The organism is Pseudomonas sp. 2822-15, assembly GCF_002742515.1.
Taxonomy (GTDB): domain Bacteria; phylum Pseudomonadota; class Gammaproteobacteria; order Pseudomonadales; family Pseudomonadaceae; genus Aquipseudomonas; species Aquipseudomonas salomonii.
This window is the reverse complement of record NZ_LJRY01000183.1, coordinates 550,902-569,948: the sequence shown is the minus strand read 5'-3', so window position 1 is coordinate 569,948 and position 19,047 is coordinate 550,902. Positions and strand designations below refer to the sequence as shown.

General features: G+C 61.7%; 18 protein-coding genes. 10 read left to right on the top strand and 8 right to left on the bottom strand.

The window, feature by feature from the left end; genetic code table 11:
* Window positions 1-102 precede the first annotated feature (102 nt).
* Window positions 103-1,194 (bottom strand): calcium:proton antiporter, encoded by a 1,092-nt coding sequence (locus AOA59_RS14685; RefSeq protein WP_099488046.1) that lies wholly within the window; start codon window positions 1,192-1,194, stop codon window positions 103-105.
* A 194-nt stretch (window positions 1,195-1,388) separates the two neighbouring features.
* Here AOA59_RS14685 and AOA59_RS14680 point away from each other — a divergent pair, with 194 nt between their 5' ends.
* Window positions 1,389-2,342: an adenosine deaminase gene (locus tag AOA59_RS14680; protein ID WP_017134717.1), complete on the top strand. Its 954-nt coding sequence runs from the start codon at window positions 1,389-1,391 to the stop codon at window positions 2,340-2,342.
* A gap of 60 nt (window positions 2,343-2,402) precedes the next feature.
* On the opposite strand, the gene AOA59_RS14675 is transcribed toward AOA59_RS14680, so the two are convergent.
* From AOA59_RS14675 to AOA59_RS14665, 3 genes are all read right to left on the bottom strand, one after another.
* Window positions 2,403-3,779 carry an MFS transporter gene (locus AOA59_RS14675; RefSeq protein ID WP_099488044.1) on the bottom strand — a complete coding sequence of 459 codons (1,377 nt, stop codon included), beginning with the start codon at window positions 3,777-3,779 and terminating at the stop codon, window positions 2,403-2,405.
* Window positions 3,780-3,882: 103 nt separating this feature from the next.
* On the bottom strand, window positions 3,883-4,569 hold the full coding sequence (locus AOA59_RS14670; protein WP_065930583.1) for a helix-turn-helix transcriptional regulator: 687 nt from the start codon (window positions 4,567-4,569) through the stop codon (window positions 3,883-3,885).
* A 148-nt stretch (window positions 4,570-4,717) separates the two neighbouring features.
* Window positions 4,718-5,632 (bottom strand): LysR family transcriptional regulator, encoded by a 915-nt coding sequence (locus AOA59_RS14665; protein ID WP_017134714.1) that lies wholly within the window; start codon window positions 5,630-5,632, stop codon window positions 4,718-4,720.
* 118 nt (window positions 5,633-5,750) lie between these two features.
* Here AOA59_RS14665 and AOA59_RS14660 point away from each other — a divergent pair, with 118 nt between their 5' ends.
* The 3 genes from AOA59_RS14660 to AOA59_RS14650 all read left to right on the top strand — a co-directional run bounded on the left by AOA59_RS14660 (window position 5,751) and on the right by AOA59_RS14650 (window position 7,412).
* Window positions 5,751-6,044 (top strand): putative quinol monooxygenase, encoded by a 294-nt coding sequence (locus tag AOA59_RS14660; protein WP_069786913.1) that lies wholly within the window; start codon window positions 5,751-5,753, stop codon window positions 6,042-6,044.
* Window positions 6,045-6,070: 26 nt separating this feature from the next.
* Window positions 6,071-7,084: a zinc-binding alcohol dehydrogenase family protein gene (locus AOA59_RS14655; protein ID WP_099488042.1), complete on the top strand. Its 1,014-nt coding sequence runs from the start codon at window positions 6,071-6,073 to the stop codon at window positions 7,082-7,084.
* Window positions 7,085-7,229: 145 nt separating this feature from the next.
* A complete protein-coding gene (locus tag AOA59_RS14650) occupies window positions 7,230-7,412 on the top strand; it encodes a hypothetical protein (protein ID WP_017134711.1) in 183 nt (60 codons plus the stop codon).
* A gap of 8 nt (window positions 7,413-7,420) precedes the next feature.
* Here AOA59_RS14650 and AOA59_RS14645 read toward each other — a convergent pair whose 3' ends face one another.
* A complete protein-coding gene (locus tag AOA59_RS14645; RefSeq protein WP_056860424.1) occupies window positions 7,421-8,614 on the bottom strand; it encodes a multidrug effflux MFS transporter in 1,194 nt (397 codons plus the stop codon).
* A gap of 87 nt (window positions 8,615-8,701) precedes the next feature.
* Complete coding sequence (locus AOA59_RS14640; RefSeq protein WP_099488040.1) at window positions 8,702-8,899, bottom strand: heavy-metal-associated domain-containing protein; 198 nt, start codon at window positions 8,897-8,899, stop codon at window positions 8,702-8,704.
* Window positions 8,900-9,046: 147 nt separating this feature from the next.
* Between AOA59_RS14640 and AOA59_RS14635 the strand changes: the two genes are divergently transcribed.
* The 3 genes from AOA59_RS14635 (at window position 9,047) to cueR (ending at window position 12,092) form a co-directional block, all read left to right on the top strand.
* The gene (locus AOA59_RS14635; protein WP_017134708.1) at window positions 9,047-9,427 is read left to right on the top strand and encodes a hypothetical protein; all 381 of its coding nucleotides are present in this window, start codon (window positions 9,047-9,049) and stop codon (window positions 9,425-9,427) included.
* Between the two features lie 65 nt (window positions 9,428-9,492).
* Window positions 9,493-11,694, top strand: coding sequence for a cation-translocating P-type ATPase (locus AOA59_RS14630; RefSeq protein ID WP_099488038.1), 2,202 nt, complete (start codon window positions 9,493-9,495; stop codon window positions 11,692-11,694).
* Window positions 11,691-12,092: a Cu(I)-responsive transcriptional regulator gene (cueR, locus tag AOA59_RS14625; RefSeq protein ID WP_017134706.1), complete on the top strand. Its 402-nt coding sequence runs from the start codon at window positions 11,691-11,693 to the stop codon at window positions 12,090-12,092. The genes AOA59_RS14630 and cueR overlap by 4 nt, the downstream gene beginning before the upstream one ends.
* A 163-nt stretch (window positions 12,093-12,255) precedes the next feature.
* Here cueR and AOA59_RS14620 read toward each other — a convergent pair whose 3' ends face one another.
* Window positions 12,256-13,152: a PA4780 family RIO1-like protein kinase gene (locus AOA59_RS14620; RefSeq protein ID WP_017134705.1), complete on the bottom strand. Its 897-nt coding sequence runs from the start codon at window positions 13,150-13,152 to the stop codon at window positions 12,256-12,258.
* A gap of 134 nt (window positions 13,153-13,286) precedes the next feature.
* The gene (locus tag AOA59_RS14615; protein WP_069786909.1) at window positions 13,287-14,564 is read right to left on the bottom strand and encodes an acetyl-CoA C-acetyltransferase; all 1,278 of its coding nucleotides are present in this window, start codon (window positions 14,562-14,564) and stop codon (window positions 13,287-13,289) included.
* Window positions 14,565-14,678: 114 nt separating this feature from the next.
* On the opposite strand from AOA59_RS14615, the gene AOA59_RS14610 reads away from it, so the two are divergent.
* The 3 genes from AOA59_RS14610 to AOA59_RS14595 all read left to right on the top strand — a co-directional run bounded on the left by AOA59_RS14610 (window position 14,679) and on the right by AOA59_RS14595 (window position 18,945).
* Complete coding sequence (locus tag AOA59_RS14610; protein ID WP_099488036.1) at window positions 14,679-16,022, top strand: 3-oxoacyl-ACP reductase; 1,344 nt, start codon at window positions 14,679-14,681, stop codon at window positions 16,020-16,022.
* A gap of 2 nt (window positions 16,023-16,024) precedes the next feature.
* Window positions 16,025-16,906, top strand: coding sequence for a MaoC/PaaZ C-terminal domain-containing protein (locus tag AOA59_RS14605; protein WP_099488035.1), 882 nt, complete (start codon window positions 16,025-16,027; stop codon window positions 16,904-16,906).
* 269 nt (window positions 16,907-17,175) lie between these two features.
* On the top strand, window positions 17,176-18,945 hold the full coding sequence (locus AOA59_RS14595) for a collagen-like triple helix repeat-containing protein (protein ID WP_256593056.1): 1,770 nt from the start codon (window positions 17,176-17,178) through the stop codon (window positions 18,943-18,945).
* Window positions 18,946-19,047: the final 102 nt, after the last annotated feature.

Genomic DNA, 19,047 nt, shown 5'->3' with positions numbered 1-19,047 from the left:
TTGCCTGCGATGCAGACACCTCGGTCTATCAGCCATACCGAGTGGATGCCATCGCGGGCAAGCCCGCTCCCACATGGGATTTAGGGTGTGCTTGAGGGCCGCTTACACCCCAAGCAACGACAACATGATAAAGGTCGCAAACAACACAAAGTGCGTCATCCCTTCGATGGCATTGGTTTCGCCATCGTTGAGGTTGATCGCACTCACCACCAGCGTGATCAACACCATCACGGTTTGCACCGGCGTCATCGCCATCTGGAACGGTTGGCCGGTGTAAAGCGCCATGGCTTCCATCACCGGCACCGTCAGGATCACCGTCGACAACGACGCACCCAATGCGATGTTGACCACCGACTGCATGCGGTTAGCCAAGGCGGCACGCAACGCTGTGAGAATTTCCGGCGCGGCCGAAATCGCCGCCACCACAATCGCGGTAATCACCGGCGGTGCGCCCGTGCCTTCCAGGCCCAGGTCCAGGGTCTTGGACATCACCTCGGCCAATGCGCCAATCACAATCACGCCAAACACCAACGTACCGATGGAAAACGCCAGGTTGATCGGCGGCTCCTGCTGTTCTTCCGGCTGTTTTTTGCGACGCTTCTGCGGGTAGCTGTAGCTGAAGAAATAACTGTGCGGCCCCACCTGCATGCGCAGGAACAGGGTGTAGAGCAACACCATCGCGCCGATGGTGAAGGCTGAGTAAATTTTCCAGTCGGCTTCGGGGATAAATTCCGGTACCACCATCGACACGCCCATGGCGGTGAGGATCATCACGCTGTAACTGCGCGCCGAATCATCGTTGTAGGACTGTTCGCCATGCTTGATGCCGCCCATCAGCGCGGCCAGGCCGAGGATGCCGTTGATATCGAGCATCACCGCCGAATAAATCGTGTCGCGCACCAACGTCGGCGACGGCTCGTTGCTCATCATGATCGCCAGGATCACCACTTCCACCAGCACGGCGGCAAGGGTGAGGATCATGGTGCCGTAGGGGTCACCGACCTTTTCCGCCAGTTGCTCGGCGTGGTGGGCGACGCGCATCGACGCCATGACAATAAAAGCGATGAGCGCCATGCCGCCGAGCAGGGCGACCATCTGCCCGCTGTGCAGCATCCAGTGCTCCAACGGGTAGGCGGCGATGGCAGCGATCAACGCCAGCCACATGAATTTTTCTTGCTTGAGGGATGTGAGCATTCCGGGCCTTTTTGTGCAGCAAATCAGTCATTGATGGGGTACAGACTGCGCCACTTCGCTAACGTTTCGTTACATCTTAGTTCAGAGGACTCTTGTGCGAATAAAACCAATACTCTCCTGCTGGTCAGGTTTTGCCGATTATTTCCGCCATGGCCTGTAGAATGCCGCCATTGCACCTGATGAGAATTTAGAACATGTACGATTGGCTCAACGCCCTGCCCAAGGCTGAATTACACCTGCACCTGGAAGGCTCGCTGGAGCCTGAGTTGCTGTTCGCCCTGGCCGAACGCAACAAGATTGCACTGCCGTGGAATGACGTCGAAACCCTGCGCAAGGCCTACGCCTTCAACAACCTGCAAGAGTTTCTCGACCTGTATTACAAGGGCGCCGATGTGCTGCGCACTTCCCAGGATTTCTATGACCTGACCTGGGCCTACCTGCTGCGTTGCAAAGAACAGAACGTGATCCACACCGAACCGTTCTTCGACCCGCAAACCCACACCGACCGTGGCGTGCCATTCGAAGTGGTGCTCAACGGCATCGCCGCTGCGCTTAAAGATGGCGAGCAGCAACTGGGCATCACCAGCGGTTTGATCCTGAGCTTCCTGCGCCACCTGAGCGAAGCCGAAGCCGAGAAAACCCTCGACCAGGCGCTGCCGTTCCGCGATGCATTCGTAGCCGTAGGCTTGGACAGTTCGGAAATGGGTCACCCACCGAGCAAGTTCCAGCGCGTGTTCGACCGTGCCCGCCATGAAGGCTTCCTGACCGTGGCCCACGCCGGTGAAGAAGGCCCGCCCGAGTACATCTGGGAGGCCATCGACCTGCTGAAAATCCAGCGTATCGACCATGGCGTGCGCGCCATCGAAGACGAACGCCTGATGCAGCGCATCATCGACGAGCAGATCCCGCTGACCGTGTGCCCGCTGTCCAACACCAAGCTCTGTGTGTTCGACGACATGGCCCAGCACAACATCCTCGACATGCTTGAGCGTGGCGTGAAGGTGACGGTGAACTCGGATGACCCGGCGTACTTCGGCGGCTATGTCACCGAGAACTTCCACGCGCTGTACACCTCCCTCGGCATGACCCAGGACCAGGCCAAACGCCTGGCGCAGAACAGCCTGGATGCGCGGCTCGTAAAGCCATAACTGAATAAGCGCAGGTCAAAAAATGTGGGAGCTGGCTTGCCAGCTCCCACATTGACCTCATCAGCCTTGAGATTGGGTCAGTTCTTCCAGGGTCTTGCCCTTGGTTTCCATCCCAAACACCCACACCACCAGCGCCGCCACCGCAAAACACAGCGCCCCCAAGGCAAACACCCCACCCTGCCCGGTTATCGGAAACACCAGCCCGGTTACTAACGGCCCCAGCAATGACCCGACCCGGCCAATCGCCGAGGCAAACCCGGAACCGGTGGCCCGCGCCGAGGTGGGATACAGCTCCGGCGTATAGGTGTACAGCACCGCCCACATGCCAAACAGAAAGAACTGCATCAACAGCCCCGAGGTAATCAGCAGCCCCACGTTGCCGCCAAACACCGCGCTCTGCCCATACAGAAACGCCATCACCCCGCCGCCCAGCAGCGTCACAACACACACCGGTTTACGGCCCCAACGCTCCACCAGCCAGGCCGCCATCAAGAACCCTGGTATCCCGCCCAGGGAAATAATGACCGTGTAATACACCGATTGCGTCACGGCAAAACCCGACTGCTGCAACAGCGCACTCAGCCAGGACGTCAGCCCGTAGAAACCCAGCAGCGCGAAGAACCACACGCTCCAGATCATCATCGTGCGCTGGCGATACTGCGCCGACCACAACTGCTGGAACGCCGAGAAAAACGTGCCCGGCACGCTCTCAACCCGAGGCAAAGCGATCGGCTCCGGCAAGTCCGCACGCCCCAACGAGTCGCGTACTTTCTGCTCAATGCCGAGCAACACCTTATCCGCCGCTGCATGCCGCCCGGCCTGTTCCAGCCAGCGCGGTGACTCCGGGATAAAAAAACGAATCGCCAGCACAAACACCGCCGGCACCGCCAACACCAGGAAGATGTCGCGCCAGCCAATCACCGGCAGCAAAAAGTAGGACAGCACACCCGCCGCCACAAACCCCAACGGCCAGAAGCCATCCATCAAGGCGATGTAACGCCCACGGCCCTTGGCGGGAATCAGCTCCGAGAGCATTGACTGCGCAATCGGGAACTCCATGCCCATGCCGATCCCCAGCAGGATGCGAAACAGCGTCAGCGTTTCCACCGTCTGCGCCGTGGAGCACAGGTAACTGGCGACGCCCCACAACACGATGCTCCACTGAAACACCGGCTTGCGCCCGAAGCGGTCGGCCAACATGCCGGACAACGACGCGCCGACCACCATGCCGAAAAAACTCGAACTGGCGAGTAACCCGGCCTGGGCCGTGCTCAGGCCGAACTCGGTTTTGATCGAGCCCAACAGGAAGGTCATCATCGCCAGGTCCATGGAGTCGAAAAAAAACGCCAGGGCGATGATGATGAAGATGATTCGGTGGTAACCGCTGATGGGCAACCGTTCCAGCCGCTCTGCCGCGCTATAGCCTTGCATACCCATGCCGCACCCCCTGTGTGAAAAATCCCCAAGGCGAGTGTGCGGCATCGTTTTACCCGGTTGTTGCTGGATACGACCTGACTGCAACTCTGAACGACGCACCCGCCTACGCCGTGGCCAGACGGTTGATTTCCGCAAGCCCCAGGTCCGTCACCAGCAAGGCACGCGACTCGTTGACCGCGTTGATCCAGCCGCACTGCAAAAACAACTGCAACAACCCGGCGCCCAATGCGCCCCCCAGGTGCGGTTGCTGCTGGCTCCAGTCAAAACAATCGCAGGCCAGCGGCGCAGACAGCGCCTGGGTAAAGATGCCCAGTGTCGCGAAGTGCTGCGCGCCGGTGACGGTCACGTCGGTACGCTGTTCGTAGCGGTCGATCCAGCCGGCTTCCAGCATGCGCTGATAAAGCCCCGCCGCCAGCTCACCGCCCAGATGCCCCTGGCATAAACGCGCGCGCCGCAACGGTGGCGGTGCCAGGGATACACGCGGGCAAACCTGCGGCGCACTGCGTGCGGCACAGGCCAGGGTGGTACAGGCCAATGCGTCGACGGCAGCACTGACATCAGCGGCGGCCACGCGAAACCAGCGCTTGCCACGCTTGGCCTCGCTGCGCAGCAGACCGCTGCCGATAAGGCGCGCCAGATGCGCATTGGCCGAGGCGGCGGAAAGGCCGGCGAGCATCGCCAGTTCGTCTGCGGTTTTCGCCGAACCGTCCATCAGTGACCAGAGCATGGCGGTGCGTTTGGGCTCAGCGAGCAAGCTGGCGATCTGACTGATGCAAGGTGCTTCTTCCATGTATTCACTCCTTGTAAATCATTTGTCTGCTGCGGTTGGAACCAAAGTATAGGGGCGCAAACCGCCCATTCCGCGGCGTCCGACAGCGCGAATGGGGACAGGCTCTGAGTGAAATTTCCGGCTTTGGTGGAGGCTATTGCCTAACGCTCTATCGCCCCGGCCTTTGCGCGGTCAAAGCCGCACAACGGGACACGAGCATTTCCCGCAGCAGGTTGATGGGTTTACTCAATTGAGCACGGTGGGCGCACAGCAGGTTGAGCGGCGTGCGCTCGCCGCGCAGCTCCGGCAAGACCAGGCGCAGGCGCCCTGCCAGCACGTCGGTGCTCACATCCAGCCACGATTTGTAGGCAATGCCGACACCCGCCACTGCCCAGCGGCGCACCACATCGGCGTCGTCACTGAAGCGGTCACCGCTGACCGTCAGGCCGACCTCGCGCTTGCCGTCGTAAAAACCCCAGTGGTCGTGGACGCGGCTGCCCAGCATGTACAGCAGGCAATTGTGTTGCGCCAGTTGCTCAAGATGTCGGGGCTCGCCATGCCGCGCCAGGTAACTGGGCGCGGCGCACAGCACGCGAATGTTGTCCGGGGCGATGGGCAGCGCGACCAGGCTGGAATCTTCAGGCTCGCCGTAGCGCAGGGCGATATCCACCGGCTGGCGGAACAGGTCGGCGATGCGGTCGCCCAGCAGCAGGCGGATGTTCAATTGCGGGTACTCCAGCTGAAACTCATCGAGCCACGGCAACAGTTGGTTGCGCCCGAAATCCGACGGCGCCGACAGTTGCAGCACGCCGCTGACATGGTCCTGGCCGCTGGCCAACAGGCGCCGCCCTTCGTCCAGCGAACTCAGCGCGGCGCGGGCATATTCCAAAAAACCCTCGCCTTCGGCAGTCAGGCGCAAACTGCGGGTGGAGCGCGCCAGCAAGCGCGTGCCCAGTTGCTGTTCGATACGCTTGAGCGCCGCGCTGGCCACGGCAGGCGAGAGGTCCATGATGCGCGCGGCGGCCGACAAACTGCCGAGGTCCGCCGCCCGCACAAACAACTGCAAATCATCAAAACGCAGCATCTACCCTCGCCTATTATCAAAATTTTATTGAAACAGACTGCTGTTTTAGCCGCTTTTATCGGCGCTGGAAATAGCTAATCATCTGCCCATCCCGTTCATCACGTGTCTGGAGTTGAATATGTCCGCTGCCTTTAACGTCATCGCCACGCTGATCGCCAAACCCGGCCAGCAGGCCAAGCTGGAAACCCTGCTGCGCGGCCTGTTGGAACCGACTCGCCTGGAAGCCGGTTGCGAGCAGTACGACCTGCACCAGGACCTGCAACACCCGGAGACCTTCTACATGCTCGAGCGCTGGAGCGACGACGCGGCGCTGGCCGATCACGACCAGAGCGCCCATATCCAAAACTTCCGCGCCAAGGCTGCGGATGTGCTCGAACACTTCGAACTCAAGCGCCTGAAATTTCTTGCCTGATCATCCCCCCTTTTCCCGGAGCCACCATGAAAGCCATTGCCTACTACGCCTCGCTGCCGATCAGCGATGAAAAATCCCTGCAAGACATCCAACTGCCGGAGCCGGTCGCCGGCCCGCGTGACCTGCTGGTGGAAGTCAAAGCCATCTCGGTCAACCCGGTGGACACCAAAGTACGCCAGAACGTCGCCCCGGAAACCGGCGCCGCCAAGGTGCTGGGCTGGGACGTGGCTGGCGTGGTCAAGGCGGTCGGCAGCGAAGTGACGCTGTTCAAGGCCGGCGACAAGGTGTTCTACGCCGGCTCCCTGGTGCGCCCAGGCGGCAACAGCGAACTGCACACCGTGGATGAGCGCATCGTCGGCCATATGCCCAAGAGCCTGGGTTTTGCCGAAGCCGCCGCACTGCCACTCACCGCCATCACCGCCTGGGAATTGCTGTTCGAGCGCCTGCAAGTGCGTGAAGGTAAGGAAGATGAAGACCAGAGCCTGCTGATCGTCGGCGCCGCCGGTGGTGTGGGTTCGATCCTGACCCAACTGGCCAAACAGCTCACCGCGTTGAACGTTATCGGCACCGCCTCACGCCCGGAAACCCAGGAATGGGCCAAGGCGCTCGGCGCCGATGTGGTGATCGATCACAGCCAGCCGCTGAGCGTAGCCCTGAAAAACGCCGGCCAGCCCCAAGTGACCCACGTCGCCAGCCTGACCCAGACCGACCATCACCTGGACGAACTGGTCGAAGCCCTGCAGCCGCAGGGCAAGCTGGCATTGATCGACGACCCCAAGGTGCTGGATGTGAGCAAACTCAAGCGCAAGAGCCTGTCGTTGCACTGGGAGTTCATGTACACACGCTCGATGTTCGAGACGCCGGACATGATCGAACAGCACAACCTGCTCAACCGGGTGGCCGAACTGATCGACGCCGGCACCCTGAAAACCACGGTGGGAGAGCACTTCGGCGTGATCAACGCGGCAAATCTGCGCCGCGCCCATGCGTTGCTGGAAAGCGGCAAGGCCAAGGGCAAGATCGTGCTGGAAGGGTTCTAAAAAAGTTCTGTCAGCGTCGTCCATTATTCATGTTAGTAATGGACGACACCGCTAGTCAGAGAGTTGATCTTTGTCATATTTGCGAACGCATTCGGGTTTATATTGGCCGCCTTTGCCACGATTCTTTTACGTGAGGAAGTCAGCAATGAAGATCCTGATAAGAGCGTTAGCAAAATCCCCAGGCAACAAATGGCAGGTCAGCCTCGACGGCGACGCCTTCACCTTCCGCAGTGAGGCCGAGGCCCGAGCCTTTGCCGACACCCTGCAAGCGCGCATCCAGGCGCCCCACCGCATTCCCCTCAGCCAGCAACGTTCCGCCGCCGGCTGATCCGCACTTCAGACCTGCGCCTGCGCGGCCCTCGCCCGTTGCAGGCGCTGGGTCGACACTGCAATCGTCACCGCCAATACACCGCACAAGCTGATGACCATCGCCATCGGCATCGCCGTGCCGTCGTGCAACACGCCGACCAACGATGCCGCACCTGCCGCCACACCGAACTGAATGCAACCAAGCAGCGCCGAGGCGCTGCCGGCCCGTGCGCCCTGCCCGGCCATGGCACACGCCGAGGTGTTGGGCAAAATGCAGCCAAGGCTGGCGATGCAGATAAACAGCGGCACCAGTAATGGCCACAACGCTTCGGTGCGCAGGGCAGCAATGCCCAACAGCGTCAACGCCGCTGCCACGTAGACCCACACGGTGCGCGACAGCAAAAACGCCGGGCCACGCTTGGCCAGCAACCGCGCATTGAGCTGCGCAACCAAAATGAAGCCGGCGGCGTTGGAGCCAAATACCCAGCCGTAATGCTCAGCGGGCACGCCATAGAGTTTGATAAAGACGAACGGTGAACCGGCGATGTAGGCAAACATCCCGGCAATCGAGATACCGCCGGTGAGGGCGTAACCCAGATAAACCCGGTCCGACAACAGGCTGACATAGCGGCTCAGCGAGCCGGACAGCGGTTGACGCGGCTTGTCGGCCGGCAAGGTTTCCGGCAACCCGACCGCAACAGCGATGGCGGCCATCACGCTGAAGATCGACAGCGCGAGGAAAATCGACTGCCAGCCCCACAGCCCGACCATCACCCCACCTGCCAACGGCGCGAGGATCGGCGCCAGACCGGTCACCAGCATCAACTGCGAATAAACCTTGGCCGAACCCACGGCATCACATTTATCGCTGACCACTGCCCGCGAAATCACCATGCCCGCGCAGCCGCCAAGGGCTTGCACAAAGCGCGCGCCGATCAACCAGTCCAGGGACGGCGCGTAGGCACAGGCGAAAGACGCCAGGGTAAACAGGGTCACGCCGCTGAGCAGCGGCACACGCCGACCAAAACGATCCGCCAGCGGACCGTAGATCAACTGGCCGATGGCCAGGCCGCCGAAGTACACGGCGAGGGTCAGTTGGATGTGTTTTTCGTCGGTGGCAAAGGCGGTGGCCATCGCCGGAAAGCCCGGCAGGTAAAAATCGATCGCCAACGGCGCGAAGGCGCTCAAGGCGCCCAGAATCAGGATTATGCGCAGGTTCATCAGACACCCAAGTGAGTCGGCAGCCCGACAGTCTAGCCGCGCTTGGGTGTGATGAACATTACGATAGCTCGCTAACTATCGGAAAATTTACGCGAGCCTGGCGCTGTAGCCTTCTTCGGTGATCAGCGCGATAACCTGCTCGGCGGACAGCCGGCTTTCAACCCCGACTTCCTTGGCGGCCAGGTTGACGTTGACGCTCGCCGCCGGGTCCTGGCTCTGTACTGCTTGAGTGACCGCTCTAACACAATGGCCGCAGGTCATTCCTTCAACACTGAATACTTGCATGACATGACTCCCTTGATGAGGTTGGGGCCAGTCTCGACCTTGCCACGATGGCAAGGTCAAGCGCTCAAAATTGCGGCTGGGCTGGTATTCCGGCGTTGCCTCGGCCAAGCTTCACGCATCTTGGATTTGAACCACGGAGCATTCGCCATGCGCTGGTCGTTTTTTAGCCTTATCGGCCTGTTGAGCTTGTCCGCCGCTGCGCCCATGGCCTATGCGGATCAAGATTATGCAGTGTTGATCATTTCCCGCGAGCGCCTGGAAGTGCCGACCAATTGCGAAATCGGCCTGTATATCCAGGACCAGTTGGCCGGGCGTCTGTTCCAAGAACAGGCCACCTCGTTCAACTTGCCGGCGGGCAATGTATCGCTGCGCCTCAAGCTGCTGCCGGGCCAATCGCCAGGTTGCCTGCCGGGCATGCTCGCACCGCCTGCGCAGAACATCACGCTGAAGGCCGGAGACATACGCAAACTGCGTATCGCCCAAGGCCCGGACGGTATGTACCTTAAACCCGCCGCACTGGAGTATTAAAGGCGCTTGACCTTCCCCACAGGTCAAGGTTGATGCTGGGGGCAACTTCTCTGGAGGACTGCCCCATGAATGGATCCACCACCTTTGACCTGCCCATCAGCGGCATGACCTGCGCCAGCTGCGCCGGGCGTGTCGAGCGCGCGCTGGGCAAGGTGCCGGGGGTGCAGAGCGTCAGCGTCAACCTGGCCAACGAACGTGCCCACGTCGAAGTGCTGGGCCAGATGGACCCCGGCGTGTTGATCGCCGCCGTCGACAAGGCCGGCTACACCGCCACCCTGCCGCAAAGCGAGACTGTCACCGACGCTAAACAGGCCCAGCGTCTGCACCACGAGCGCTGGTCGTTGTTGTTAGCCATCGCGTTGGCGCTGCCATTGGTGCTGCCGATGCTGGTGGAGCCGTTCGGCCTGCACTGGATGCTCCCGGCCTGGGTGCAATTCGCGTTGGCCACTCCCGTGCAATTCATCTTGGGCGCGCGCTTCTACAGAGCGGCCTGGAAAGCCGTGCGCGCCGGTGCTGGCAATATGGACCTGCTGGTGGCCATCGGCACCAGCGCCGGTTATGGCCTGAGCATTTATGAATGGCTCACCGCGCCCGTGGGCACTATGCCGCACCTGTATTTCGAAGCGTCAGCCGTGGTGATCGCCCTGGTGTTGCTGGGCAAATACCTCGAAAGCAGCGCCAAGCGCCAGACCGCCAGCGCCATCCGCGCCCTCGAAGCCCTGCGCCCGGAACGCGCGATTCGCGTGGTTGAAGGCCGTGAAGAAGACGTCGCCATCACTGCGTTAAAGCTCGACGAGCTGGTGCTGGTCAAACCCGGCGAGCGCTTCCCGGTGGACGGCGAAGTGGTGGACGGCCAAAGCCATGCCGACGAGGCCTTGATCAGCGGCGAGAGCCTGCCCGTGCCGAAACAGCCGGGCGATAAGGTCACCGGCGGCGCCATCAATGGCGAAGGCCGTTTGCTGGTCCGCACCCAGGCGCTGGGCGCAGAGAGCGTGCTGGCGCGGATCATCCGCCTGGTGGAAGACGCCCAGGCCGCCAAAGCGCCGATTCAGAAACTGGTGGATAAGGTCAGCCAGGTCTTTGTGCCAGCCGTGCTGGTGCTGGCCTTGGCTACGCTGGTGGGCTGGTGGTGGTACGGCGCCTCGCTGGAAACGGCGATCATCAATGCCGTCGCGGTCCTGGTGATCGCTTGCCCATGCGCCCTGGGCCTGGCCACGCCGACCGCAATCATGGCCGGCACCGGCGTTGCCGCACGCTACGGCATCCTGATCAAGGACGCCGAAGCACTGGAGCGCGCCCATGCCGTCAGCGCGGTGGTGTTCGACAAGACCGGCACGCTGACCTCCGGCGCGCCAAAAATTGCGCACTTGGCGGCGCTGGACGGCAATGAAGACCTCTTGCTGCAACAGGCCGGCGCCTTGCAACGCGGCAGCGAGCACCCACTGGCCAAGGCCGTGCTGGATGCGTGCAGCGAAAAAGGGCTGAATGTGGCAGACGTGAGTGCCAGTCAGTCCCTGACCGGCCGTGGCATTGCCGGTACGCTCGATGGCCGGCAACTGGCCTTGGGCAACCGCCGCATGCTCGAAGAGAACGGCTTGAGCGCAGGTGATCTGGCCGAGTCTGCCAAAACCTGGGAAGCCGAAGGCCGCACCTTGTCGTGGTTGATTGAACAAGGGGCACACCCACGTGTGTTGGGGCTGTTTGCGTTTGGCGACACCCTCAAGCCCGGCGCATTGGACGCCGTGGAACAACTCAAGGCTCAACACATCAGCAGCCATTTGCTCACTGGCGACAATCGCGGCAGCGCCCGCGTGGTGGCCGAGGCACTGGACATCGATGATGTACACGCCGAAGTGCTGCCGGCCGACAAGGCCGCCACCGTGGCCGAGTTGAAAAAGACCGGCGTCGTCGCCATGGTCGGTGATGGCATCAACGACGCTCCGGCCCTGGCCGCCGCCGACATCGGCATCGCCATGGGCGGCGGCACCGATGTGGCCATGCATGCCGCCGGTATCACGTTGATGCGCGGCGACCCGCGCCTGGTGCCGGCCGCGCTGGAGATCAGCCGCAAGACCTACGCGAAAATCCGCCAGAACCTGTTCTGGGCCTTTGTGTATAACTTGATCGGCATTCCCCTGGCGGCATTCGGCCTGCTCAACCCGGTATTGGCGGGTGCGGCCATGGCCTTGTCCAGCGTCAGCGTGGTGAGTAATGCGTTACTGTTAAAAACCTGGAAACCCAAGGACTACGAGGATCAACGCCCATGAACATCGGCCAGGCCGCCCGCCAGAGCGGGCTGAGCGCCAAGATGATTCGCTACTACGAATCCATCGGCCTGCTCAAAGCCGCGCATCGTACCGACAGCGGCTACCGCGTGTATGGCAGCGATGACTTGCACACGTTGGCGTTTATCAAACGCTCGCGGGATCTGGGGTTTTCACTGGAGGAGGTCGGCAAGCTGCTGACCTTGTGGCAAGACCGTCAGCGGGCCAGCGCCGACGTAAAAGCCCTGGCGCGCCAGCATATCGAGGAACTGAACCAGAAGATTCTGGAACTGGGGCAATTGCGCGATACCTTGCAGGATCTGGTGGAACACTGCCAGGGTGACCATCGGCCGGATTGCCCGATTCTCAAGGAGTTGGCATCGGGCAGCTGTTGCGCTTGATTAATTCTGCACAAATCAAATGTGGGAGCTGGATCATGTGGGAGCTGGCTTGCCTGCGATAGCATCACCGCGGTGTAACTGACATACCGAGGTGTCTGCATCGCAGGCAAGCCAGCTCCCACACAAGCCAGTTCCCACATTTTGATCGTCTTCTAATTGAAGATCACTGCATCCAAGGCGGCGGCGGTTCTTCCGCGGTCTTGCTCGGTGGCGCGTCATCCGCCGCCCGAACCGCTTGCTTGCGCTCTTCATCCAGCCGCGCCGCTTCGATTTCGCGGATCACACCGCCCACGTCCGCCAGCTCTTCAGGCTCGTCAAACTCGCCGGTCAACACGCTGGCCGGGTGCAAGGTGCCGGCTTCGTACAGCGCCCACATTTCCTTGGCGTACTTGGTCTTCTTCAACTCCGGGGCAAAACGCCCGAAGTAGGAAGCCATGTTGCCCACATCCCGCTCCAGCATGCTGAACGCGTGGTTGTTGCCCGCCGCATCCACTGCCTGGGGCAGGTCGATGATCACCGGGCCGGTTGGCGTGAGCAGTACGTTGAACTCGGACAGGTCACCGTGCACCAGGCCGGTACACAGCATCAGCACGATCTGGGAAATCAGGAAGGCGTGGTATTCGCGCGCCTGGTCCGGCTCCAGCGTGACGTCGTTAAGACGCGGCGCTGCATCGCCGTACTCGTCAGCCACCAGTTCCATCAGCAGTACGCCTTCCAGGAAGTCGAACGGCTGAGGCACGCGAACGCCCGCACCGGCGAGGCGGAACAACGCCGCCACTTCAGCGTTCTGCCAAGCGTCTTCGGTTTCTTTCTTGCCGAACTTGGAGCCTTTGGCCATGGCCCGGGCCTGACGGCTGTTACGAACCTTACGGCCTTCCTGGTATTCGGATGCCTGACGAAAACTTCGTTTATTCGCCTCCTTGTAAACCTTGGCGCAACGCAATTCATTGCCGCAGCGCACCACATAAACAGCTGCTTCTTTACCGCTCATGAGAGGGCGCAGCACTTCGTCGACCAGACCGTCTTCGATCAGGGGTTCAATGCGTTTAGGAGTCTTCATCAGCTTTTATTGTGGGTCCTTTATTACCAAATACGCGTATGGCACTCGTTATACGGCAATCGGCGCGCCGGTGGGAGGGGCTACCGACCTCTGACCACTGAAGAATGCACTCAATATGCCAATTTAGTCGGCAATCAGCGTTCAATGATCGCCGTCACACCCTGACCGCCGGCGGCGCAGATCGAAATCAGCCCTCGGCCCTCGCCCGCCGCGTCCAACAGTTTGGCCAGGTTGGCGACGATGCGCCCGCCCGTGGCGGCAAACGGGTGCCCGGCCGCCAATGAACTGCCTTTGACGTTGAGCCGGCTGCGGTCAATGGCGCCCAGCGGCGCATCCAGCCCCAGGCGGCTCTTGCAATATTCCGGGTCTTCCCAGGCCTTGAGTGTGCACAAAACCTGGGCAGCAAAAGCCTCGTGAATCTCGTAGTAGTCAAAATCCTGCAGCGTCAGGCCATTTCTCGCCAGCAAGCGTGGCACCGCGTAGACCGGCGCCATGAGCAGGCCTTCGGCGCCGTTGACGAAATCTACCGCCGCCGCTTCGCCATCGCGCAAGTAAGCCAGAATCGGCAAGCCGCGCTCCTTGGCCCAGGCTTCACTGCCCAGCAGCACCAAGGAGGCGCCGTCGGTGAGTGGCGTGGAGTTACCGGCAGTGAGCGTGCCCTTTTCACTGCGCTCGAACGCCGGTTTAAGGCTGGCGAGTTTTTCCAGGGTAAGGTCGGGGCGCAGGTTGTTGTCGCGGGTGAGGCCCAGAAACGGGGTGAGCAAATCGTTGTGCCAGCCTTCGGCGTAGGACGCGGCCATTTTCTGATGGCTTTCCAACGCCAGTTGATCCTGCTCGGCGCGCGGGATCTGCCAGGTCTGCGCCATCAGTTCGCAATGCTGGCCCATGGAGAGGCCGGTGCGCGGCTCGCCATTGCGCGGCAGCTGCGGCTTAAGGTGATGGGGACGAAGTTGTAACAGGACTTTTAATTTATCCGCCATGGATTTGCTGCGGTTGGCTTGCAGCAAAATTTTGCGCAGCCCTTCATTCACACCAATCGGCGCATCGGAGGTGGTGTCGACGCCGCCGGCAATCCCACACTCGATCTGGCCCAGGGCAATCTTGTTGGCCACCAGCAACGCCGCTTCCAGCCCGGTGCCGCACGCCTGCTGAATGTCATAGGCCGGGGTTTGCGGCGACAGGCGCGAGCCCAGCACGCATTCGCGGGTAAGGTTGAAGTCGCGCGAATGCTTGAGCACCGCACCGGCCGCCACCTCACCGATGCGCAGGCCGTGCAGGTTGTAGCGCTCGATCAAGCCTTCGAGGGCAGCGGTGAGCATCGCCTGGTTACTCGCCGTGGCATATGGGCCATTGGAACGGGCGAAGGGGATGCGGTTACCGCCAATGATCGCTACACGGCGCAATTGAGTCATGGAAAGCTCCCTGAAGGTTGTGAGTGGAATCATCAAGCCTAGCCTAGGCTCAATCGAACGACTTTCACCTATTGATGGTCCACCGTTTGAACCCCAGCACTCGGAGAGCGTTCCATGTCTGACCGTTATATCGACTTCGCCAACTCAAGCCTCGGCCATCGCCTGGTCGCCGCCATTGGCCTGCCGTCACCGGTACGCCTGGAACGCTGGCAGGCCGGACGCCTGCGCCCGGTAGAGGGTGCACTGCTGCTGGGCGGTGGGGCGCTGACCGCCAAGGTGCAGGAGTTTGCGCACAAACTGACCGACGCGATTTACACCTACGGCGCCGAGTCGTCGACCTGGATCCCGGGCCACGGCCCCAGGCTCAAGGCCGTGGTGTTCGACGCCAGCGACTTGCAGCACACCGACCAGCTCAAGCAACTGCGCGAATTCTTTCAGCCCTTGCTGAAAAATCTCGATCACAGCGCGCACGTGGTGATTCTGGGACGCGCGCCGGAAAGCCTCAGCGATCCGTTCGCCGCCAGTGCCCAACGCGCCCTCGAAGGGTTCAGCCGCTCACTGGCCAAGGAACTGCGCAGCGGCGGCGTGCTGCAACTGTTGTATGTGGGCGACGGTGCCGAGGATCAGCTGGAAGGTGCGCTGCGTTTCTTCCTGTCGCCGAAAAGTGCGTACATCTCTGGCCAGGTCATTCGCCTGCAAGCCTGCGCCACCCCGGTTGAAGACTGGACGCGGCCACTGGCTGGGCGCAAGGCGCTGGTCACCGGCGCGGCTCGCGGTATCGGTGCGTCCATTGCCGAAACCCTGGCGCGCGACGGCGCCGAAGTGATCGTGCTGGATGTGCCCCAGGCCAAGGCCGATCTCGAAGCCCTCGCCGCTCGATTAGGCGCGCGCACCGTGGTGCTGGATATCTGCGCCGAAGACGCGGCCACACAGTTGATCGAACACCTGCCGGACGGTATCGATATCGTGGTGCACAACGCCGGCATCACCCGCGATAAAACCCTCGCCAACATGACCCCGGAATACTGGGACGCGGTATTGGCGGTCAATCTCAATGCGCCGCAAGTGTTGACCAAGGCGCTGCTCGACAGCGGCACCCTGCACGACAACGGCCGCGTGGTGCTGCTGGCGTCGATCAGCGGGATTGCCGGTAATCGCGGGCAAACCAACTACGCCGCGAGCAAGGCCGGGCTGATTGGGCTGGCCCAGGCCTGGGCGCCCCTGCTGGGCGAGCGCGGCATCAGCATCAACGCGGTCGCGCCGGGTTTTATCGAAACCCAGATGACCGCACACATTCCCTTCGCCCTGCGTGAAGCCGGGCGGCGCATGAGTTCTTTGGGCCAGGGTGGTTTGCCGCAAGACGTGGCAGAAGCCGTCGCCTGGCTCGGCCAGCCGGGCTCCGGGGCCGTCAGCGGCCAGGCGCTGCGGGTGTGTGGGCAAAGCCTGCTGGGAGCGTGACTATGCAGTGGCAGACATTGGACAGCACCCCGTTTCTGTTGCCGCTGTATTGGCGCGCGGCGCTCAAGCGCAAGATCAGCGGCAGCACCTTGCCTGATGGCGGATTGCGCTGCCATGTACGCGTGAACCCTGAGCACGTCGCGGCCTATCGCAAGGTCTGCGGGTTTGCCGACAGCCCGGTGCTGCCGGGTACTTATCCGCATATCCTGGCGTTCGGTTTGCAGATGCAATTGCTCACCGACAAACATTTTCCCTTTCCGCTGTTGGGGCTGATTCACCTGAGCAATCGTATCCGCATCCACCGGCCATTGGGCGGCGTGAACAATCTGATAGTCGGCGTATACGCACACAATCTGCAGCCCCACGCCAAGGGGGCGACCTTTGACATTGTGACGAAGGTGGAGGACGCGCTGGGGCTGTTGTGGGAAGCCGACAGCCGCATGTTGTGTCGAGGCGTGAAGCTGGACGGCGAAGCGCAAGAGGCGCCTTTATCCATCTGCGGCACTGTCAGCGAAGTCGCGCGCTGGAAGGCGCCCGCCGATATCGGTCGCCACTATGCGCGGGTATCCGGCGACTACAACCCGATCCACTTGAGCGCGCTGACGGCCAAGCTGTTCGGCTTTCCCCAGGCTATCGCCCATGGGCTGTGGAATACCGCGCGAACATTGGCCGCGCTGAATGAACATTTGCCTGCCGCCAATGTAGAAATAGAAGTCGAGTTCAAAAAACCGGTACGCCTGCCCAGTGAAGTGATATTGCTCAGCAGTGCCGCAGGCTCGAGCGGAGAGTTGCAGTTGAAGGGCACTGGCGATATTCAACATATGCTTGGCAAGTGGCGGCCCATCGCCGGAAACATGCACATTAATTGTATATATACACCCTAAGTTATAGCGGACGCCTCGGCGTCCGTTTTTTTATTCAAACCCATGAATTATAAAGTATAAATATCTTGATACATCTCTCGATTACACCCTTGGTATTAGTCATTAAGCCGACCACTGCCTGGTGTATATAAATCGTTAATACCAAGTTGAGCGTTGCGCGAAAGAGTGCCCGGGTCTGTGATGACAACACGGACAAACGTATCGCTATCCCAAGAAATAGCGAGCGTTTGAAAACAACCAAGGTTGTACAGGTGCAAGGGAACTCAATCATGAAAACTCAAGTAGTGCTTTGGAAAGCAAGTACCGCGCTGGCCCTGGTCATGGCGATGAGCCTCGGTGGCTGCAGCAGCGGTGGTGGCGGGCATCACAGCAGTGTGGCGGCCTCTTCGCCTGATGCAGGTGCAGGTAGCGGCGCTGGTGGTGGAACCGGCGGTGGTACTGGTGGCGGCACAGATGGCGGAACCGGCGGGGGTACTGGCGGCGGCACAGGTGGCGGAACCGGTGGTGGCACTGGCGGCGGTACTGATGGCGGAGCCGGTGGTGGCACTGGCGGCGGTACAGGTGGCGGAACCGGTGGTGGTACTGGCGGTGGCACCGGTGGCGGAACCGGTGGTGGTACTGGCGGTGGCACCGGTGGCGGAACTGGTGGTGGTACTGGCGGTGGTACTGGCGGTGGTACTGGCGGTGGTACTGGCGGTGGCACAGGTGGCGGAACCGGCGGTGGCACAGGTTCGACCACTACACCTCTGGTTACCGGCCAGATTGCCGGCACCCTGGGCGGCACTGTCGGTAACGTAGGCGCAGCAGTCGGTGACCTGGGTTCGACCTTGAACAATGTGCCTATCGTCGGCACAACAGCCGGCGGCCTGGTCACGGCGACCGGCACTGCAGTCACCAGCATCGGCACTGGCGTCACCAGCGGCCTTGGTTCGCTGGGCACTAACAGCAACTCCCTGGGCATCACTGTCGCAGGTGTCGGTAATGGCGTCGCCGACCTGGGCACTGGTCTGTCGACCACCGGGAAATCGCTGTCGACCACCCTTGGCGGCGTGCCCGTGGTGGGCGGCTTGACCGGTGGCGTGGGCGGCACGGTAGGAGGTGTCGTGGATAAAGTCGGCCAGGCCGTTACCATGCTCGGCGATACCGTCAGCACGGCCAGCACCACTGGCCCATTGGGTTCGTTGACTAACACAGTGGGCGGCAAAATACTGGTGCCTGTGGTGTCGCTGGTGGAAAACACCACCGGCAACCTCGGCAAGGCAACCGGCCTGGGCACTCCTGTGAATGGGCTGCTGGATAAAGTCGGCAGCACCGTCACCGGCCTGGGCACTCAAGTCGCCAGTGCTGGCGGTACGGGCAACCCTGTGACCACCATCGTCGGCAGCGCCCTGACGGGCGTAGGCGGCACACTCGATAAATCCGGCGGCTATGTGGCTCCAGCCAGCGGCGCCGCAGCGCCCGGTATACCGGAGTTGGTCGGCGGCCTAGTGGCCAACGTGGGTAACGGCCTGAATGCCGGCAACACCAACGGCACTGTGAGTGCTGCCGGTGTCACCGGTGGCGCAGTGGGCAACACAGTCGCCTCGCTCGGCACCGTTATCGGCGGCACTGGCGTCGCCAACACCGCCGCCACGGCGCCGGTCGCAGGCTTGGCCACTAACGTCGGCGCGGCGCTCAACCCAGTAACGTCCGGTGTGGCCACCCTGACCCAAAACGTCGGCACCACCACAGGCGTCGGCGCGCCAGTCAACGGCCTGGTAACCCAAGTCGGCGGTGCAGTGAGCAGTCTCGGCACTAACCTGACCGCCGCCAATGCCAACCCAGTCACCAACGCGGTAGGCACCACCGTCACCACAGTCGGCAACACCGTAGGCTCGGTAGGTGGTTTGGTCACCGGTGGCACCAGTGGCAGCAGCGGTGGTTTGCTCGGCGGCCTCACCGGCGGCACCGGCGCCAGCACATCGGGCAGTGGCACCACAACCACGGGCACAAGCGGCGGTCTGGGCGGTTTACTGAATGGCCTTACCGGCAAAAAATAAATTGCACCTGGCCGATTAGACGGCCTCCCCTACAGCGCCTACGCTTGGTTGAGACGAGAGACCCTTATAAGTCTCTCGTCTTTTTTATGGGCCGGTCTTGTC

Excerpts from the sequence above, each read along its gene's own strand:
- AOA59_RS14660 (WP_069786913.1), top strand. The coding sequence starts at position 5,751 with ATGTCCGCTGCCTTTAACGTCATCGCCACGCTGATCGCCAAACCCGGC.
- AOA59_RS14655 (WP_099488042.1), top strand. The coding sequence starts at position 6,071 with ATGAAAGCCATTGCCTACTACGCCTCGCTGCCGATCAGCGATGAAAAA.
- AOA59_RS14635 (WP_017134708.1), top strand. The coding sequence starts at position 9,047 with ATGCGCTGGTCGTTTTTTAGCCTTATCGGCCTGTTGAGCTTGTCCGCC.
- AOA59_RS14685 (WP_099488046.1), bottom strand. The coding sequence starts at position 1,194 with ATGCTCACATCCCTCAAGCAAGAAAAATTCATGTGGCTGGCGTTGATC.
- AOA59_RS14615 (WP_069786909.1), bottom strand. The coding sequence starts at position 14,564 with ATGACTCAATTGCGCCGTGTAGCGATCATTGGCGGTAACCGCATCCCC.
- AOA59_RS14640 (WP_099488040.1), bottom strand. The coding sequence starts at position 8,899 with ATGCAAGTATTCAGTGTTGAAGGAATGACCTGCGGCCATTGTGTTAGA.
- AOA59_RS14595 (WP_256593056.1), top strand. The coding sequence starts at position 17,176 with ATGAAAACTCAAGTAGTGCTTTGGAAAGCAAGTACCGCGCTGGCCCTG.
- AOA59_RS14610 (WP_099488036.1), top strand. The coding sequence starts at position 14,679 with ATGTCTGACCGTTATATCGACTTCGCCAACTCAAGCCTCGGCCATCGC.
- AOA59_RS14645 (WP_056860424.1), bottom strand. The coding sequence starts at position 8,614 with ATGAACCTGCGCATAATCCTGATTCTGGGCGCCTTGAGCGCCTTCGCG.
- AOA59_RS14680 (WP_017134717.1), top strand. The coding sequence starts at position 1,389 with ATGTACGATTGGCTCAACGCCCTGCCCAAGGCTGAATTACACCTGCAC.
- AOA59_RS14650 (WP_017134711.1), top strand. The coding sequence starts at position 7,230 with ATGAAGATCCTGATAAGAGCGTTAGCAAAATCCCCAGGCAACAAATGG.
- cueR (WP_017134706.1), top strand. The coding sequence starts at position 11,691 with ATGAACATCGGCCAGGCCGCCCGCCAGAGCGGGCTGAGCGCCAAGATG.
- AOA59_RS14670 (WP_065930583.1), bottom strand. The coding sequence starts at position 4,569 with ATGGAAGAAGCACCTTGCATCAGTCAGATCGCCAGCTTGCTCGCTGAG.
- AOA59_RS14665 (WP_017134714.1), bottom strand. The coding sequence starts at position 5,632 with ATGCTGCGTTTTGATGATTTGCAGTTGTTTGTGCGGGCGGCGGACCTC.
- AOA59_RS14675 (WP_099488044.1), bottom strand. The coding sequence starts at position 3,779 with ATGGGTATGCAAGGCTATAGCGCGGCAGAGCGGCTGGAACGGTTGCCC.
- AOA59_RS14605 (WP_099488035.1), top strand. The coding sequence starts at position 16,025 with ATGCAGTGGCAGACATTGGACAGCACCCCGTTTCTGTTGCCGCTGTAT.
- AOA59_RS14630 (WP_099488038.1), top strand. The coding sequence starts at position 9,493 with ATGAATGGATCCACCACCTTTGACCTGCCCATCAGCGGCATGACCTGC.
- AOA59_RS14620 (WP_017134705.1), bottom strand. The coding sequence starts at position 13,152 with ATGAAGACTCCTAAACGCATTGAACCCCTGATCGAAGACGGTCTGGTC.